The organism is Sphingobacterium multivorum (genome assembly GCF_900457465.1).
Taxonomy (GTDB): Bacteria; Bacteroidota; Bacteroidia; order Sphingobacteriales; family Sphingobacteriaceae; genus Sphingobacterium; species Sphingobacterium multivorum.
Genome location: NZ_UAUU01000002.1, coordinates 929,339 through 946,800, shown reverse-complemented (window position 1 = coordinate 946,800; position 17,462 = coordinate 929,339). Strand labels below are relative to the sequence as shown.

The window sequence follows — 17,462 nt, the reverse complement described above, 5'->3', positions numbered from 1 at the left end:
TTTTTTGTTTAAATTTTTAATCATTCAGCATCTTAAGTAACAGTCTATATACCTATTTTGTTTGTAATAAGGTTAAAAATAGGCCGTTTGGGCTACTCATTGAAGTTTAATACACAGTGAATTAAATATTTTTAAAAAAATAGTCATATTAGATGTAATAAATCGATAAGCTGAAATGTCTTGATAATATAAAAGGCACAGGTGATACGGAGATGGGGCAAAAGCCGATTAGAAGATTAAAATAGCGTAAGTCTCAATATTGACGATAACATGAACCAAGAGCAATTTAAAAATACCGTTTTCATCCATAAGGATAAGCTATTTCGCTTTGCGAAACGGATCTTGGTTGATGATGACGAGGCTTTTGATGCGGTACAAAATGTGATGATGCGTTTGTGGCAATTAAAAGATCAGCTGCTTCAGTATAAAAATATGGAAGCCTTCTGCATGCAGAGTGTCAAAAATGAAGCGCTCAATCGTCTAAAAAAAGATAAGGTCAGGGCAGACTTTGTTGAGCAGCATCAGGTTGTTACCATGACGGAACATACTGTTGGGAATACGAAAGAAATTATCCTTGAAATGATCAATTCCCTTCCCGAAAAACAACGGCTTGTTATGCATCTGCGCGATGTTGAGGATTATGACATCGATGAAATCGGTGAAGTATTGGAGATGGGCGAGTCTGCGGTAAGAGTTAATCTGATGCGTGCTAGACAGAAGGTAAAAGAACAATTGACAAAATTATTCGATTATGAAACCACGCGGATTTATTCAGGTAAAAAATAAACCCGAATGTTTCATCGTCTTTGAAAATAAGATGCACAGTGATGAAAGATAAGAAATTAAAAGAATTGGAAGAGAAGTACTTTAATGGCCAGTCGTCATTAGAGGAAGAAAGAGCATTGAAAAGCTCGGATGATGTTTTTTTTCAATCATTGAATCAAGAAAAGAATAGAACAATGGACTGGTCCTTTGAGGACTTCCAAAGTGAGATCAATGAGGATAAGAAACGTATTGTATGGTGGAATAAGAGTTGGATAAAATATGCTGCGGCAGCCATGTTGGTAATGGCTATTGGAATTGCACTATTCCTAAATCAGGAACCAACAACGCGAGTACCTGTACTTGCCGAAAAGGAAATGAAAGAGCTAAAATCCGCGGACAAGAAGCTGATCGAACAACAAAATGAAGAAACGGTAGTTTCCAATGCTAATGATGGGACCCCTTCGGTGGAAAGCGGTAAGACGTTACAGATCGCAGAAACGCTCAAACATTCTAAAGTTAAAAAACAAGCGAAGAAATGGACTGAAAAGAAGAAAATAGTTGCTGAAAGTCTGCAATCAGTCGAAAGTGAACCCTATCAGGCAGATTATGTTGTTTTGAATGGGAAACCTGTCGCGAACGAACAGGAAGCTGTTGAACTGACCCTAAAATCTTTAGGCTTACTGGCAAATAATCTGGAAAATGGTGTAGATAAAGCAATGAATATAAAACAAATGTCAATAACGATTAACTAAAATAAAATGAAAGGTTTTTTAATAGCTTGCCTTCTACTTGTAGCAAGTATGGCAAATGCACAAATTTCAAAATTGGATAAACTTTTTGAACAATATCAAGGAAAAAAGGGCGTGACAACACTTAAAATCGGGGCGCCGATGTTCAAGCTATTGGGTAATTTGAAAATAGACGATGAGGATATGCAGACAATTACACCACTACTTAAGAATGTTAAATCGTTGCGGATGCTGATTGTTGAAGATGGGGAGGATAAAGCCTTAACAGGTATTATTCAAGGGGCAGTTTCAAATTTAAAGTATGAAGAACTCATGTCACTCAATAATGAAGGTCAGGATATCCGGTTCATGGTGGAAAATATGTCTGCAAATGCCGACATCCTAAACAATCTGTTACTAACGATCAACGGAGATGGGCAAAATCTATTTATGATCCTTGACGGGGCTATACCGTTGAAAGACGTGACTAGCTTGGTCAACGAAGGGAACAATAAAGTGAGTAAGAATAAAGGTGATAACAACAAAAAGTAGAAGATTATGAAAAGATTACTAACCTTGTTGTGCCTAGTTGGCGTTCTTTTCTCCATGCAGTCATGCATGATAAAAAAAGCCTCCAATATGGATTTCGTCAGCCGGTCTAATGTATCGGACGACGCTGAGATTGTTGCCATTAATTTACCGATGTGGTTAACAAAACCCTTTATGAAAAAAGCCTTAAAGGACGATAATGATGAAGAGTCTCGTGCAATGGCTGAAATTGTAAAGAAATTAAAGAAGTTCAGAATGCTGACACTTTCAAATAATGACAAAACGAAGAATGCACGGATTTTGGACGATTACCATAAGTTTTTGAAGAAGAACAAATTTGAGGAATTACTGGTTATTAACACGGATGGACAGGAGATTTCGCTGAATGCGCGTATTGATAAGAATAATGTTATTCAGCGGGTTTCTCTACTCGTTCATGATAACGAAGATGAAAGTGTTTTTATGGATATCAAAGGTAAGTTTTCATTGGATGAACTTATTGCCGGACTAAATAAGATGAAATCTAAAGATAAGAAGCTGGCAAACAAACTGTAATAAGCACGTTGATTCGAGCCTATACTTCCACTAACCTATAAAAAAAGCCCTCTAGTAATATACTGGAGGGCTTTTTTATAGTAGTTTGATTTTATGCACTAAAGACAATGTCTAAAGCATCGAAAATATGTTTTTTTGCCTGGTCAAGATCCGCTGCTGTATGTGCATCAGAAACAAAGCCTACTTCATAGCCTGAAGGACCAAAATATACGCCACGATTTAACAATTCGCGGTGCATAATTTTATAAGATTCCATCGATTTAGGATCGATTTCACTCGCTTTTTTAATTTCGTGCTGTTCTGTGAAGGCAAACCAAAAAATAGAAGCCACATGGAAAAGTTGAACTTTATATCCTTTCTCCGCAATATAAGTACGCATATCATTGACGAAAGCTTCTGTTTTGGCATTTAAATTTGTGTAGAAATCCTTTTGTGCCAAGATACCTAATGCGGCAATGCCGGCAGCCATAGCAACTGGATTTCCGGATAAAGTTCCGGCTTGGTAAACTGCACCATCAGGAGATATACAGGCCATCAATTCTTTTGAGGCTCCATAGGCACCAACAGGCATTCCGCCACCAATAATTTTGCCGTAGGTAATAATATCTGGTTGTACGTCATAGTAAGCCGAAGCACCTTCAAAACCAATACGGAATCCCGTGATCACTTCATCCATAATCAACATTGCACCATGTTCTTTGGTGATATTACGTAAGAAGTGAACATATTCCTTAGATTGCAACAATAAGCCATTGTTTGCAGGTATACCCTCAATGATAACTGCGGCAATCTGATCTTTAAATTCTGCAAAAGCAGCTTCTAAAGCTTGCTTATCGTTTAATTCGATAACAATGGTTTCGTCTGCAAATGCTTTAGGTACACCAGCCGATGATGTCTCACCAAAAGTGACCAAACCAGAACCCGCTTTAACCAAAAGAGAATCGGAGTGGCCATGATAACAGCCATCAAATTTGATGATCTTATCACGTTTCGTATAGCCTCTAGCCAAACGGATTGCAGACATTACGGCCTCGGTGCCAGAACTGACAAAGCGAATTTTCTCAATAAACCTATTGTTTTCGATAATCAACTCAGCCAGTTGGTTCTCCAAAGCAGTAGGAGCGCCAAAACTTAAGCCTTTCCCGAGTTGTGCCGCTACAGCTTCACGAACTTGATCATTATTGTGCCCTAAAATTAAGGGGCCCCATGAACAACAAAAGTCGATGAATTCATTTCCGTCCGCATCCCACAGGTGTGCTTTATCGCCACGCTCAATAAATAATGGGGTACCATATACGGATTTGAAAGCCCTAACAGGAGAGTTTACGCCTCCAGGGAAATATTGTTTTGCTTTTTCAAATAGCTCAGCAGATTTTGCTCTTGAAATATCAGGTGCTTGCATAGTCTAAATAGTTGAATGCGAAATAAAACCTTTCTCCAATACTTCTTTGGAGTGGTAGGATAAGATTGCTGTAGCGCCAGCACGTCTGAAGCTCAATAACGTTTCTAGGATGACACGTTCGTCTAACCAGCCGTTTTGAATTGCCGCCTTTAACATCGCATATTCTCCACTGACATTATATACTGCAATTGGTAGATCGAAGTTGTCTGCAAGAAGTTTAACGATATCTAAGTAGGGAAGTCCTGGTTTCACCATCAGAAAATCCGCTCCTTCCTGTGCGTCGAGCTGTGCTTCAATAAGCGCCTCTTTTGCATTGGCAGGATTCATCTGGTAGGTCTTTTTATCGCCATGCTTGGGTGCCGAGCCTAAGGCATCTCTAAAAGGACCATAATAGGCCGAAGCATATTTTGCCGTATACGACATCAAAGAAACGTTAGTAAAACCATTATGGTCCAATAGCTCACGGATGTAACCGATGCGGCCATCCATCATATCTGATGGTGCAATGATATCTGCACCTGATTGTGCATGTGCCAAGGCCATTTTGCCCAATACCTCTAATGTCTCATCGTTTAGGATCTCACCGTTTTCGACAATTCCATCGTGCCCGTCACTGCTGTAAGGGTCCATGGCAACATCCGTTACGATACAAGCCTCCGGAAAATTTTTCTTTACCGCAGCAATTGCACGTAAGTATAAACTTCCATCACGGTAGCTTTCTGTAGCATATTTGTCTTTTAATGACTCTTCAATGTTAGGGAAAAGATCAAATGAACGTAAGCCCAACTTCAGGCAACTTTCCACTTCCTTCAATAGATTGTCTATTGAATAGCGATAGATGCCTGGCATCGATTTAACCTCAGTTTTTTGATTTTGCCCATCGACGATAAAAAGTGGGAAAATCAAATTTGACGCGTCTAAACGTGTCTCTTGAATCATGTCGCGAATCACGGCAGATTTACGATTTCTTCTCGGACGTTGTAACATTATATTAAGATTATTTATGATCTATGTTGTTTATTGCAATAGCAGTGCAATCGTTTACTGACTTTGAAATACAAACTACTTTATACGATTCTAATACTCCAATCCAAAAACGGCTTCGGAAAGGCCGATCTCATCAGGAGAATAAGGAAGGGTATAAGGCACATTCATCTCATCAAACTTTGCACCGGTAGAGCGGCCAATACAGATTACTTTTTGGCCTGGTTCCAGTAGGTTGTCTGCAAAATAAGCTTCCACATTGCTTGGACTGGTAAAGACCAATACCTCCGCATTGGATGGATCTACATTTTCTTCTAAGACCGTTTCATATACCGGTATATTGATAATTTTTGTCTCCGGGCTTAATGCTTTTTGGATCGTCTCCAAAGATTCCTTCGCACGTGGTATAAGCACGGTACCACCATTGGCCAATTCAGCAAATTTCTTCGCAATTTCCTCCATATTGATGCCCTCACTGTCGCCAGAGAAATCAGCAACGCGGTCATATTTGCGCAAAATCTCTTCCGAGCCACGGCCAATTACACCAATCTTGGTCTTTTTGCTCAAACGTGGCTCTAAATTGAAAAAGTGCTCAATACCATTCTTGCTTGAAAATATAATCCAATCCACGTGTTTTAGGATAAAAGGATCCAATTTGTTGATGATGGGGAATATTTTGATCAAAGAGCGGCCCTCAATAGTAATATTGTGCTTGGCCATTGCTCTTGCGAAATAGGAATTTTCGTCTACCTCCCGGGAGATAAATACAGATTGTGGCAATTTTCTATCCTTTGCATATTTGCTGAAAATACGCTCCGCTAACCGTGTCGCATCGGTATCTCTAAGGTAAACACGGTCAGGAAAATCTTCGCTTGTGTCAGCAATAGAGGCCCAAGCTTCGTATTCATCACCGCTTTTACGGCAATAACATCCTAATGGCGCATGACATCCCGCGTCAAATTTATTTAATACCAAACGTTCTACGGAGATTGTTTTTGCTACTTCTTCATTGTTTAAGGGCTGTAAAGCGTCAAAAAGTTCCTTGTCAACTTCACGGATCTGAATAGCAAGTACTCCTTGCGCCGGTGCCGGGATAATTTCAACAGGAGGAATCTCTTCCACATGAAAATCTGTAATATCCATTTCAATACGGCTAATACCTGCCTTTGCAAGTACGATAGCATCGTATTGCTCATCACGTAGCTTCTGGATTCTTGTCTGTAAATTACCACGGAGATCGTCAAATTCTAGATCCGGACGTAGCGCCGAGATCTGCGCTTTTCTACGGTTGGATGATGTCCCAACAGTCGCATTGTGTTTTAATGAAAGACGTTTTTTGATATCCACACAATCTTTGTGGATAATCAATAATTCAGCGGGATCTTCACGCTCAGAAACCGCTGCAATGATCAATCCCGGAGGGTTGACCGTAGGTAAATCTTTGTGTGAGTGTACAGCTAAATCAATGGTCCCGCTTAAAAGCTCCTCTTCAAGCTCTTTGGTGAAAAATCCTTTGCCTTCTAATTTATCCAAACGAAGGTGTTGAATGATATCCCCTTGTGTTTTAATGACTTTTAATTCTGCTTCAATTCCGATTTCTGCCAATCGATCTTTTACAAAATTTGCCTGCCACATGGCAAGAACACTTCCCCGGGTACCAATAATTAGTTTTCTATTCACGTTAATTTTACTTTACCTATTAAAACAATCACAAAAATGTTCCCCCAGTAGCGACGTATTCAACTAGCACAGCATGTGTTTTAATTCAATTGAGCCCCGGAAATAAACAATTTCGGAAAAATGTATTTAATACCATTTATCAGAGCAAAAATAAATAAATAGAAGGAATATGTTGACACGTTACTGTCATTATATGTCAGGAAATAATTGATAAACCGAAATTTAAAGGAAACAGTCAAAGGATAGCTCGGGATGGGCGCAGATTCATTCTGCTAATAGGCTTTGGTCAAAACCTAGGGAAGCAACAAAAAGTAATAGAATATAACTCTGTTCGAAGGGAAGCTTAGTATTAGTTTTTTTCCGTTTCTGGAGTTTTAACCAAAATTTCTTTCGCCATAACCATTGGAACCTTGATGTATTTCTTTTCCATGTAGTTGATGACTTTTTCCAATACTTCTCTCGCTTCGGGGGTTAGGGCTTGAACCTCTTGAGCAAAAACTTCATTTAGCGCAAATGATTTAATTTCTTTAATCTTTTCAGGAACCTCACGCATAGCAACCTCTACACGTCGCTGTTTGATTAAAGGTAAAAATTCTTGGATATTGTCCTGTATAATCTTTTCGGCACTCTCCAATTCGTTATAACGCTCTTGGATGTTTTTCTCCGCAATAGCTTGTAAGCTGCTTACTTCGATATAATGAATCGGATTGTTTTGGAGAACTTCAGCATCAATATCATTCGGAACGGCTAAGTCAATGATTATTTTCTTATCCGTTTCTCCGTTTAATAAGGATTGATAAAGTGTGTTGTCAATAATGGAGGTCGGAGCACCTGTGCAAGTAATTAAAATATCAAAGCCTTCTTTGTACTGATCAATATCAGCTAGGGGATAAGCTTCAGCATTTAATTCTTCGGCTAAGGCCTTTGCGTTCTCTATTGTGCGGTTGAAAATAACGAACTTAGCTTTTTGGTTCTTTTGGAAATATTTCGCTAAGTTCTGATTGGTTTCTCCAGAACCGATAATGACGATTCTAGGGTTTTCAACCAGTTTTAGTTCGCGCAATTTGCGATAGGCGAGCGAGACAACGGAAATTGGGTTTCTGGAAATTTTAGTATAGGTGTATACTTCTTTAGCCGTTTTTACGAGACGATCCATCATCAGACGTAGAAAATCTCCAGTAAAACCAGCTTCTCTACAACGATCATAGGCCCGACGTACCTGTGCCAAAATTTCTTTTTCACCAACAACAAGACTTTCAAGTGAACATGACATCCGAAGCAGGTGGTTTAAAGCATCCATACCCTCGTATTTGTTGACCTGTCCTAAATAACATTGTAGTCTCTCCTGAGGAACACAGAAGTTCAATTTTCCCATAAAATCAGCAATGAATTCATGGGTCAATTCGTGAGCACCATAAAATACAAACTCTACTCGGTTACAAGTACCAATATAAAAGATCTCTGGAATGTCTAGGCTATGCTTTAGATTGATGAGGCGACTTTCTAAATCCTCATTGCAGATCACTAGATTACCTAGATCTTTTAGTTCGACATGTTTATGAGTAAACGCTAATACTTTAAGATTTTTCAAAGCTCTAATCCCTCGCTTATATTTAACGGTACAAATGTAGCTTAAAAGCTTTGTGCTTGTGTCAAAAATCTGTCAAAGGGATTAATTTAGAAAGATTTTAAATAGCTGATTTTGATGGTTATATGTCTGTAATTCAGGTGTTTGTTTTGCGTATCAATATCGAATGATTTTCGTCACGATCTGTCGTGACGAAAATTTTAAGCGATAAAATACGATAAACTACTCTTTAATACCTGTATTTGTAGTTGCAGAGTCGATGGTGACATCTTGCAATTCTTCCACATAAGGCTCCTCTTCGGAAGTGGTAGCTTCCTGAATTTCACTATCACTGTATTGGTAATAGCTGTCGAAGGTCTTGCTGTTTTTATTGTAAATTAATGCGTACTTGGAATTTTTATTCTTGACAATAATTCCATCAGCAGGAGCAGGTACTAACTTCATCTCATCCATAAAAATTTTCTGTCCCTTTTTGAAGCTGTTGATGAGTGGCAGTTCGCTTGAATATTCCTTCCAGAATAAAATATCGCCTTTTGCTGAAATGATCCAGATGGCACTGCTCTGATAGTCGTTCTTTTCTACCAAAAAAGCCATTTCTTTATTCCAACTGTCTGAATCGTTGCGATCGGTAAAGTTACCATAACAGAAAACAGATTTAGCACGATCTTTTATCCGTGTAAACTTGTATATAGGTTTATCATCTACAGGTTCAAGGTAGTTATTACCCATGAATATCTTTGTAATACCCCTTCTATAGCGTAACGGGATATTATCGTATTCGGGAATCGTGAAGATTGCATTGTTCCAGTGTTGATAGTCTTCCAGTGAACTCCAACCATCAGCGTCTTCCAGGTCTTTGGGATCTGCATTGTCAAACCCTACAACAGCTGTCGCGGTACTATCCACCTGCAGGCCGTCGATAGCTTGTCGATGGCTATAGTTGTAATATCCGCCACCGGCTAGGACAACCAATAGCACGACGCCAATAATAATATAGATCTTTTTCTTTTTATTAGGCTGTGCAGGTTGTTCTGCTGCGATTTCTTCAACTTCTCTTTTCATGTTTATTATTCGGCTTAAATGCTAAAAATTATATTCATCTCTTTTAAACAAGTGAAAACCAGATTTAAATGATTGATGATCTTTGGATTAGTCTTGTTTTTTATTTGTTCTAAGTGTTAATTGCGCTTAAAAATAGAATAATTTTTCAAAAAGTGAAATACAAGTTATATATGTGTCAATATTCAACTTATATTCGTAGCAATTTTAAAGTAATTTGAACCATGATTATTATCAAAAAATATTTTGCCATTGTTGGACTAGTCATTTCTTTTTTGTCCAGCATGACACCATTCTTAAAAGTGCCTATTAAGGGAAATTGGAATTTATATCAGGTAGATGCCTATTTGTTCTTTATCACATTACTTATTCTCGGGGTGACTGCCCTCTTGTTTTTTGTCCGTGCGGTTCGAGCTTATCAGTGGATGACCCGAGTGGCCGCCTGTTGGTACCTGTTGAGTATAACAGCGGTCTGGTTTAAGATCAATAATTATTTCGGCTGGGGATTTGCCGATAAATTGCTTTCTAAATCCCTGCACATGCGCTGGGGCTGGATTGTCTATTTGGTCGGCATCGTATTATTATTGTTGAGCACCAGGAAGGTTTCTGCGACAGCTGAATAAAATAAAGCCGTTTGGTATATAAAAAATAAGCTAGATCAAATTCATCTAGCTTATTTTTTATTTGGACGATGTGGTATGAAATGATTTTTCAACTTGTCCAGTCCTAAATCCTCTTCAATCTTATCCAGTTCGTAGGACCATATTTTTTCATCCAAAATTTCGTTCAGGACTTTTGGATTAGTAAGATCTACAGGACGTACACGCTGTTCTCTGTTGATTGGTGAGGTCAGTTCCTGCAAACTGGCACTATGCCGTATGATCTGAAAACGGAAGGTAGGCCATTTCCCAACATTTGCAAAGTTGCCTGTATAAAACTGCATCGAATCGTGTGGCGGTATTTTATTGCTGAAAATACCTTTCACTTTATTCGCTGTAGCTTCAGCTACGGACACTAGGAGCTCAAAACTCGTTTCATTGATGATATGTAATTTGGCAAGTCCATCTTTGTGGTCTCCCGAAATTGCCAAAAGTATTCCTTTTTCGATAAATCGATGTGGTGTCAGTGGTGTCGCATGCTGGTCAAGTTCATCATCTGCTCGACGCATATTACCGAAGACGAGGGTGATTTTATCCATGGGCACCGGAATCTCAAAACCAGTGTCATCTGTAACGCCTACAATATCGTTGGGCTGCATGGATGTGATATGCCCCTCAATGGGCTCATCGACAAACCGTACTAAGTCGCCTATTCTAAATTTCATGTTTACTTTACTTTTGTGTCGATAATATATAATAGCTTCTCAAGATCCGAGTGATCATTGTATAAATGAAATCCAACACGGATCCCCGATCCTCGGGGAAAGCATTTTATGCCCTCATCCAGGAGGGTCTGATAATTGTCGGGGTTGATCTGAATATTGAAAATATTGCTCTGCGGACGTCTATTGATGATGCTGTCCAATAACAGTTTACGGTCGGCAAGTTCAGCGCGGGCATCTGCAATTAACTTTTGGGTATAGGCCACTGTTTCGGAAAATCCCCATTCCTCCAATTGAAGAAGGGACTGCTGTAGCGTTCCGTGCGATAGGGTGTCCAGATGCCCTGGTTCAAAACAAAGTTGTACCACAGATTTATTCATCCATTGGTTGTTGAGGAAGCTGTAATTTTTTTGGATATCCGCATAAAGTATCGCTTTGAGTTTGTCACTTAAGAGAACAAAACCATTGCCGAAGCCAGCCATAAGCCATTTGTATCCACTGGATAATACGGCGTCAAAGCCCGAAAGCGTAAAATCAAAAAGATCTGTTCCCAAAAACTGGGTGCCGTCGCCTACAATCAACAAGTCGGGATGCTGATGCTTCAATTCCTGTATGAAAGATAGGTCTATTTTTAATCCCGAAATATATTGAACAATGGAAAGAATAAGGACATCTGGTTTAAATGTTGCTATTGTGTCCAATAAATTCGTTTCCAGCTGTTCGTCCATCCTGACAAATTGATGTTCAAAACCGCTTATAATTGTAGGAAAATTAACCGAAGGATAATCATTGTCCAATAGCAGCACTTTCGATTTTTTCGGTAAACCTGCCAATAGCGCATTGAAGGCAAAGGAAAAACAACTTGATAAGAACACATTTTGGGAAGGGCAATTAAAGAATTTACCGAGCGTATCCCGACAGGCATCTAAAGTTGCACCTTGCTGTTCGCGTAAGGTACTGTTCGCGTCAAAGAAATCTTGGTCTCTTTTGGAGCGCCAAGCCTTTGTTTCACGTGAAAGTAAGCCGGATCCTGGTGTCGTGAGGTAAGTTACGGCTGAAGCGATGTCAAAATGTTTACGATAGGGACTACTCATGTCTTTGGTCTTTTGTTATTTTTGCTAAATAATCTGTCAAGGAAAGGTATTCACCGCCCATGCTTTTCAAATGATCCGTGTGAAATTGGCAATCAATTAAACGTAGTTCAATTTCTTGGGCGAGATAAATCAGGGCCGCTTTCGAAGCGTTGGGGACTTTTGAAAACATGCTTTCTCCACAAAAGACACCATTGATTAACACGCCATAAAGCCCGCCAATGAGTATACCACCTTGCCATACTTCCACCGAATGTGCATAACCTAGCTCCGCAAGTTTACTATATGCTTGGATCATGCCCTGGGTTATCCAGGTTCCAGCCTGATCTTTTCTATTGATAGTCGCGCAAAGCTGAATGACTTCTTTAAAGCTGCGGTCTATCGATAAGGAAAATGTTTTTTTCCGGAGTACACTCGCCATGCTTTTGCTGATCTTGACCTTGGAGGGATCGATCACAAATCTGGGGTCTGGGGCATACCAAAGTATAGGGCTGTCATCACTGAACCAGGGGAAAATTCCGTTACTATAGGCCAGTAGCAAACGATCTGGCGAAAGATCTCCACCTACGGCGAGTAAACCATCTTCTTCTGCATAACTTGGGTGTGGAAACTCCAGTCTGTTCCTATCCAGTTCAAATACCATGGTTGTTTAACAGGCTGCGATAGATAGCATTATTCTGGCTGACGCGGTTCTTTGCCGATCTCGTCAAATAGTTTGTCCATGTGTTCAACATATTCGTTGGTATCATCGAGGAAGAACTCCAATTGAGGAACAATCTTTACCTGGTTCTTAATTTTTGCTCCCAGTTTGTAGCGTATTTCAGATGTTTTGGAACGAATGGACTTCATATTTTCCTGTGCCGTTTTTGTGTTCAAAAAGCTTATGTAAACACGGGCAATTGCCAAATCAGGTGTAACACGAACCCGTGTAACCGTGATAAACGCTCCAGGAGCCCATGAATTACCTTCGCGTTGAAATAATGCTGCTAAATCCTGTTGAATCACCCCAGCAAAACGTTGCTGTCTCTTGCTTTCTGTTCCCATCGTATACGTTTTATGTTGAATATTCTCAATTATGTTAAACAAAAATAGCCAAAATTTCAATTAAAAGAGAAACTTGACTCGACATAAGAAAAAAGGCACATCTTGGTTTGACGTGCCTTTAAATTTCGATTCACAATTGGTTAGGTAATTTCTTTCAAGTTTTAAGACTTTGGGGTCTATCATATTTGGTTTGAAATTTCGGTGTATTTAAAGCGGTAAGTATTTACTAACCTTACCATCTTCTATTTTTTCATCTCCCTTACACTACAAACATAGGAATACTTAAAAAACTGACAAAATAACTTTTAAAAATAAAGTGAGTGGTTACTTATAATGTGTGTTTATCGCGATTTAACAAACTTTTAACATTTTATTTTTTTTGTAACAGTCTTTTTTTTCCACCTGATTTTTTGTTTTTCATCCAATTTTCTGAGCAAAATGTATGCAATCTTTGCATTGATATAACCATTTGCAATTGGTATTTTTGTAAAAATTGTATGTGATAGAATTATCAGAAGCTTCAATCAACACTAAACCGACCAAAGGCTTTTGAAAATAACAGGATCAAAAAGAAATTATACGAATGAAAATCTGGCAAAAAAATATAGATGTCGATTCTTTTGTAGAATCGTTTACAGTGGGCAATGACCGCGTAATGGACCTGCAACTTGCTGCTGCGGATGTTTTGGGTTCATTGGCCCATACACGCATGTTGAATAGCATAAACCTGATGACCGATGAGGATCTAGCGCTTGTACAAAAAGAACTGAAAAATATCTATAAAGAAATTTTAGCCGGTGACTTTCGTATTGAAGACTCGGTAGAAGATGTGCATTCGCAGGTTGAAATGTTGCTTACACAGCGTATTGGAGAGGCTGGTAAAAAAATTCACTCCGGCAGATCCCGTAACGACCAGGTTTTGGTCGATCTAAAATTATACTTCCGCTCAGAGATTCAGCATATCATCCAGAATACGGAGGCTCTTTTTAATGAATTGATCCAACTCAGCGAGCGGTATAAGCATATTCTGATCCCTGGATACACGCACTTGCAGATTGCCATGCCTTCATCGTTTGGATTATGGTTTGGTGCTTACGCCGAAAGTCTTGTGGATGATCTGGAGATGATGCGTGCAGCATGGAAGGTTTGTAATAAGAATCCTTTAGGATCTGCTGCAGGGTATGGATCATCCTTTCCATTGAATAGAACGATGACGACGCAATTGTTAGGATTTGAAGACCTCAATTACAATGTGGTTTATGCTCAGATGGGTAGAGGTAAAACCGAACGTATCTTGGCACAGGGCATGAGTTCCATCGCGGCGACGTTGGCCAAGTTTGCAATGGATGTATGTCTATATATCAACCAAAATTTTGGCTTTATCTCTTTTCCGGCACATTTGACTACGGGATCGAGCATCATGCCACACAAGAAAAATCCCGATGTCTTTGAGTTGATCCGTTCACGTTGTAATAAGATACAGGCCTTGCCAAATGAAATTGCGCTGATGACGACCAACCTGCCATCGGGTTACCATAGAGATCTTCAGTTGTTAAAGGAAAATTTATTCCCGGCGTTTAAATCGCTCAATGAATGTCTTGAAATCGCAACTTTCATGTTGGAAAACATTTCTGTTAAAGACAATATCCTGGACGATCCAAAATACGATTATTTGTTCTCTGTTGAAGTCGTGAACAATGAAGTTCTGAAAGGAGTTCCTTTCCGCGAGGCTTACAGGACTATCGGGATTGATATTGATGAAGGGCGCTTCAAGCCATCAAAAGAGGTAAATCATACCCATGAAGGAAGTATTGGAAATCTCTGCAATGATCAGATTCAACGGATGTTCGGTGAGGTCAAAGCAACTTTTGGTTTTGAAAAAAGTCGAATCAGCATTGGATGACCTTTTAAAATAAAAAATATGCTGTAGCCCTACAGAGGAAATAGCACATCAACATAAAACGGCCGGTAAGCATGTGCTTATCGGCCGTTTTATGTTCTTATTTTTTTATGGAGAACTTAAAATGTGTCTCGGAGTCGAATGATTCGCCTGCTTTTAACAAAGTTGAAGGAAATTCCGCTTGATTGGGTGTATCCGGAAAATGCTGAGTTTCCAGACAGAATCCGGCATAAGGAAGATACTTGTAACCTCTTTTGCCAAAATCATTTCCGGTCATCCAGTTTGCTGTATAGAGTTGTACGCCCGGCTCCGTTGTAAAGACATCCAGCTGAATGCCCGTGTTTTTAGAATAGACTGTTGCACAAGGCTGCGAAATAGGCTGGTTGTTGACATAACAATGATCATATCCTTTGGCAGCGATCAATTGTTCGTTATTTGCAGTAATATCTTGCACAATAGGTTTGGGTATGCGGAAGTCGAAGGCGGTGCCCTCCACAGGTACTATTGCATTCGGTATCTGGTTGTCGTCTACAAATAAGACTTTATCTGAATTGATCTGAAGGATCTGCTGCAATACGTCGCCACTGCCTTCCCCATCCAGATTGAAGTACGTATGATTGGTCAGGTTGACGTGCGTATCGGCATCCGATTGCGCATGATATTTGATAATAATCTCGTTATTTCTGGTTAGGGTATAAGAAACCATAACTTTTAGATTCCCTGGAAATCCTTCTTCACCATCTTGGGAAACATAATAAAATTCGACGTGCGATTGATAAGTGACCCTTCTGTCCCAAACCTTATCATGAAAGCCCGAAATACCACCATGAAGACAATTATTGCCATTGTTTTGCGGAAGCGTATAGTGTTTTCCGTTTATTTCAAATTTGCCTTCAGCAATGCGATTGGCGAAACGCCCCGCTGTGCAGCCATGGTATTTCTCATCAGAATCCAGGTAGGCCTGAATGGAATCGAAGCCCAGTGCAACATCCACCAAATTTCCCTTGTTATCAGGTACCAAAATGCTGACAATACGCGCACCGTAGTCCGTTAAGAGTACTTGCATGCCCCCTTCGTTTTTTAATAAGAGCAAATGCGTGTTTTTGCCGTCAATTGTACCTTCAAAATGTTTGGAATAAGTGTTTGATATTTCGTCATGATGAATCCCTATTGGTATTTAGGTTAAAGATACAGAATATAACCAGTATAAAAATGACTTTGACAACAGCTGTTTGTAAAATTTGTCATTTTGAAATGCAATCCAGGATACTGTTGCAAAAATGACTCCTGAACAGGTAAATAACAGCAGTAAAATATAGGGATATGTGCACAGTCATTCGGGGAATTTCTGAGCCGGTCTCCTATGATTATAATTGTATTTAAAGGCAAATTTATCTAAGTTTGCGCTATGTCTGAAAAAATGAATTGGAAAGATTTGCTCTCTGCAAAGCGCTGGGGTTACGAAGATCGGAGCGTAGATAGTTACCTGGTGGCCCGATCGGAATTTCAACGGGATTATGATCGTTTGATCTTTTCATCCCCATTTCGGAGATTACAGAATAAAACGCAGGTTTTTCCACTTCCTGGCGCTGTATTCGTGCACAATAGGTTGACACATAGTTTAGAAGTTGCCAGTGTAGGACGCTCTTTGGGACGTATGTTTTATGCACAGTTGAAAGAGGAAAATCCAAACCTGGATAATGATTACCCTTTTTTGCAAGAAGTAGGAAATATTATCTCTGCGGCATGTTTGTCACATGACCTGGGCAACCCGGCCTTTGGTCACTCTGGTGAATCCGCTATTTCCACATATTTCACAGATGGCGATGGACGTAAATACCAAGAGCAGGTAACAGCCGAAGAATGGGCCGATCTGACCCACTTTGAAGGAAATGCCAATGCGCTACGGATTCTGACACATGCCTTTCAAGGAAAGGATCCCAAAGGTTTTGCATTGACCTATACTTCCCTGGCTTCCATTGTAAAATACCCCTGTCTGGCAATTGATGGCCACCTCAAGAAAAGCCATCATCGCAAGAAATATGGCTTTTTTACGGAAGAACAAAAAGCATTTGAGAAGGTTGCTAATGAATTGGGATTATTAAAAGATCCTTCCAATTCAAAGGGCTACCTAAGACATCCTTTGGTTTATCTCGTGGAGGCTGCGGATGATATTTGTTACAATATTATTGACTTGGAAGATGCACATCATCTTAAGATATTGTCCTATCAAGAAGTGGAAGAATTACTATTGCCGCTCTGTGGCAAAGAAAATCTTCGCGACAGGCTCGATGGATTGCTGGATACCCCAAGCCGTGTAGCATTGTTGCGTGCTAAAGCGATCAATACCTTGATTAAAGGATGTGTTGATGTCTTTGTACGTCAGCAGGACAAATTTCTGTCAGGAACTTTCGGATCAGCGTTAATGGATGCTTTAGATGAGGACATTGTTACACAAATGAAAAAAATCTCGAAGATTTCCATTGCAAAAATCTATAATGCGCCCACGGTTGTGCAAATTGAGATTGCTGGTTACCGGGTGATGGATGCCCTATTAAAAGAGTTTGTTCCGGCATACCTAAAGAAGAACAAGAACAATTACGATAAAAAGCTCGTTGCATTAATTCCTGAACAATTTTATACGGATAAACAAGATTCGTATTCCAAAATCCGTTGTGTATTGGATTTTGTTTCAGGTATGACTGACGTTTATGCCATAGAGCTGTACCGTAAAATCAAGGGAATAACAATACCATCCATAGAATAGGGACGTTTCAGGTAAAGGGGTAAAATATC

17 protein-coding genes are annotated in these 17,462 nt (G+C 39.6%); 7 read left to right on the top strand and 10 right to left on the bottom strand.

Going from position 1 to position 17,462, the window contains the following annotated elements; translation table 11 throughout:
• The first annotated feature begins 270 nt into the window (after window positions 1-270).
• The 4 genes from DTA23_RS04170 to DTA23_RS04155 are packed head-to-tail and all read left to right on the top strand — an operon-like array spanning window position 271 to window position 2,597.
• Window positions 271-786, top strand: coding sequence for a GFO_1088 family ECF-type sigma factor (locus DTA23_RS04170; protein ID WP_070561993.1), 516 nt, complete (start codon window positions 271-273; stop codon window positions 784-786).
• 41 nt (window positions 787-827) lie between these two features.
• On the top strand, window positions 828-1,517 hold the full coding sequence (locus tag DTA23_RS04165) for a hypothetical protein (RefSeq protein WP_112373893.1): 690 nt from the start codon (window positions 828-830) through the stop codon (window positions 1,515-1,517).
• Between the two features lie 6 nt (window positions 1,518-1,523).
• Complete coding sequence (locus DTA23_RS04160) at window positions 1,524-2,045, top strand: DUF4252 domain-containing protein (RefSeq protein WP_046674926.1); 522 nt, start codon at window positions 1,524-1,526, stop codon at window positions 2,043-2,045.
• Between the two features lie 6 nt (window positions 2,046-2,051).
• Window positions 2,052-2,597, top strand: a complete 546-nt coding sequence (locus DTA23_RS04155) for a DUF4252 domain-containing protein (RefSeq protein ID WP_083295802.1) — start codon at window positions 2,052-2,054, stop codon at window positions 2,595-2,597.
• Window positions 2,598-2,688: 91 nt separating this feature from the next.
• On the opposite strand, the gene hemL is transcribed toward DTA23_RS04155, so the two are convergent.
• The 5 genes from hemL to DTA23_RS04130 all read right to left on the bottom strand — a co-directional run bounded on the left by hemL (window position 2,689) and on the right by DTA23_RS04130 (window position 9,313).
• Entirely contained in the window at window positions 2,689-3,999 is a 1,311-nt protein-coding gene (gene hemL, locus DTA23_RS04150; RefSeq protein ID WP_046674928.1) for a glutamate-1-semialdehyde 2,1-aminomutase, read from the bottom strand.
• 3 nt (window positions 4,000-4,002) lie between these two features.
• On the bottom strand, window positions 4,003-4,986 hold the full coding sequence (gene hemB / locus DTA23_RS04145) for a porphobilinogen synthase (RefSeq protein ID WP_046674929.1): 984 nt from the start codon (window positions 4,984-4,986) through the stop codon (window positions 4,003-4,005).
• Between the two features lie 90 nt (window positions 4,987-5,076).
• A complete protein-coding gene (hemC, locus tag DTA23_RS04140) occupies window positions 5,077-6,663 on the bottom strand; it encodes a hydroxymethylbilane synthase (protein WP_112373892.1) in 1,587 nt (528 codons plus the stop codon).
• A gap of 349 nt (window positions 6,664-7,012) precedes the next feature.
• Window positions 7,013-8,254 (bottom strand): glutamyl-tRNA reductase, encoded by a 1,242-nt coding sequence (gene hemA, locus DTA23_RS04135; protein WP_070562003.1) that lies wholly within the window; start codon window positions 8,252-8,254, stop codon window positions 7,013-7,015.
• A gap of 219 nt (window positions 8,255-8,473) precedes the next feature.
• Complete coding sequence (locus tag DTA23_RS04130; protein WP_070562005.1) at window positions 8,474-9,313, bottom strand: hypothetical protein; 840 nt, start codon at window positions 9,311-9,313, stop codon at window positions 8,474-8,476.
• A 221-nt stretch (window positions 9,314-9,534) separates the two neighbouring features.
• Between DTA23_RS04130 and DTA23_RS04125 the strand changes: the two genes are divergently transcribed.
• Window positions 9,535-9,933: a hypothetical protein gene (locus DTA23_RS04125; RefSeq protein ID WP_112373891.1), complete on the top strand. Its 399-nt coding sequence runs from the start codon at window positions 9,535-9,537 to the stop codon at window positions 9,931-9,933.
• A gap of 50 nt (window positions 9,934-9,983) precedes the next feature.
• Here the strand turns inward: DTA23_RS04125 and DTA23_RS04120 are convergent, their stop codons facing one another.
• The 4 genes from DTA23_RS04120 to rbfA are packed head-to-tail and all read right to left on the bottom strand — an operon-like array spanning window position 9,984 to window position 12,766.
• Window positions 9,984-10,634 (bottom strand): DUF8465 domain-containing protein, encoded by a 651-nt coding sequence (locus tag DTA23_RS04120; RefSeq protein WP_070562009.1) that lies wholly within the window; start codon window positions 10,632-10,634, stop codon window positions 9,984-9,986.
• Between the two features lie 2 nt (window positions 10,635-10,636).
• Window positions 10,637-11,725, bottom strand: coding sequence for an aminotransferase class V-fold PLP-dependent enzyme (locus DTA23_RS04115; protein ID WP_112373890.1), 1,089 nt, complete (start codon window positions 11,723-11,725; stop codon window positions 10,637-10,639).
• Window positions 11,718-12,365 (bottom strand): leucyl/phenylalanyl-tRNA--protein transferase, encoded by a 648-nt coding sequence (aat, locus tag DTA23_RS04110; RefSeq protein ID WP_112373889.1) that lies wholly within the window; start codon window positions 12,363-12,365, stop codon window positions 11,718-11,720. Before aat ends, DTA23_RS04115 begins: the two co-directional genes overlap by 8 nt.
• A 29-nt stretch (window positions 12,366-12,394) precedes the next feature.
• Window positions 12,395-12,766, bottom strand: coding sequence for a 30S ribosome-binding factor RbfA (gene rbfA, locus DTA23_RS04105; RefSeq protein WP_070562015.1), 372 nt, complete (start codon window positions 12,764-12,766; stop codon window positions 12,395-12,397).
• 583 nt (window positions 12,767-13,349) lie between these two features.
• Between rbfA and argH the strand changes: the two genes are divergently transcribed.
• On the top strand, window positions 13,350-14,669 hold the full coding sequence (gene argH, locus DTA23_RS04100) for an argininosuccinate lyase (protein WP_112373888.1): 1,320 nt from the start codon (window positions 13,350-13,352) through the stop codon (window positions 14,667-14,669).
• Between the two features lie 97 nt (window positions 14,670-14,766).
• On the opposite strand, the gene DTA23_RS04095 is transcribed toward argH, so the two are convergent.
• Window positions 14,767-15,780, bottom strand: a complete 1,014-nt coding sequence (locus tag DTA23_RS04095) for an aldose epimerase family protein (protein ID WP_256602864.1) — start codon at window positions 15,778-15,780, stop codon at window positions 14,767-14,769.
• A 294-nt stretch (window positions 15,781-16,074) separates the two neighbouring features.
• On the opposite strand from DTA23_RS04095, the gene DTA23_RS04090 reads away from it, so the two are divergent.
• Complete coding sequence (locus tag DTA23_RS04090; RefSeq protein WP_070562021.1) at window positions 16,075-17,433, top strand: deoxyguanosinetriphosphate triphosphohydrolase; 1,359 nt, start codon at window positions 16,075-16,077, stop codon at window positions 17,431-17,433.
• The last annotated feature ends 29 nt before the right edge of the window (window positions 17,434-17,462 follow it).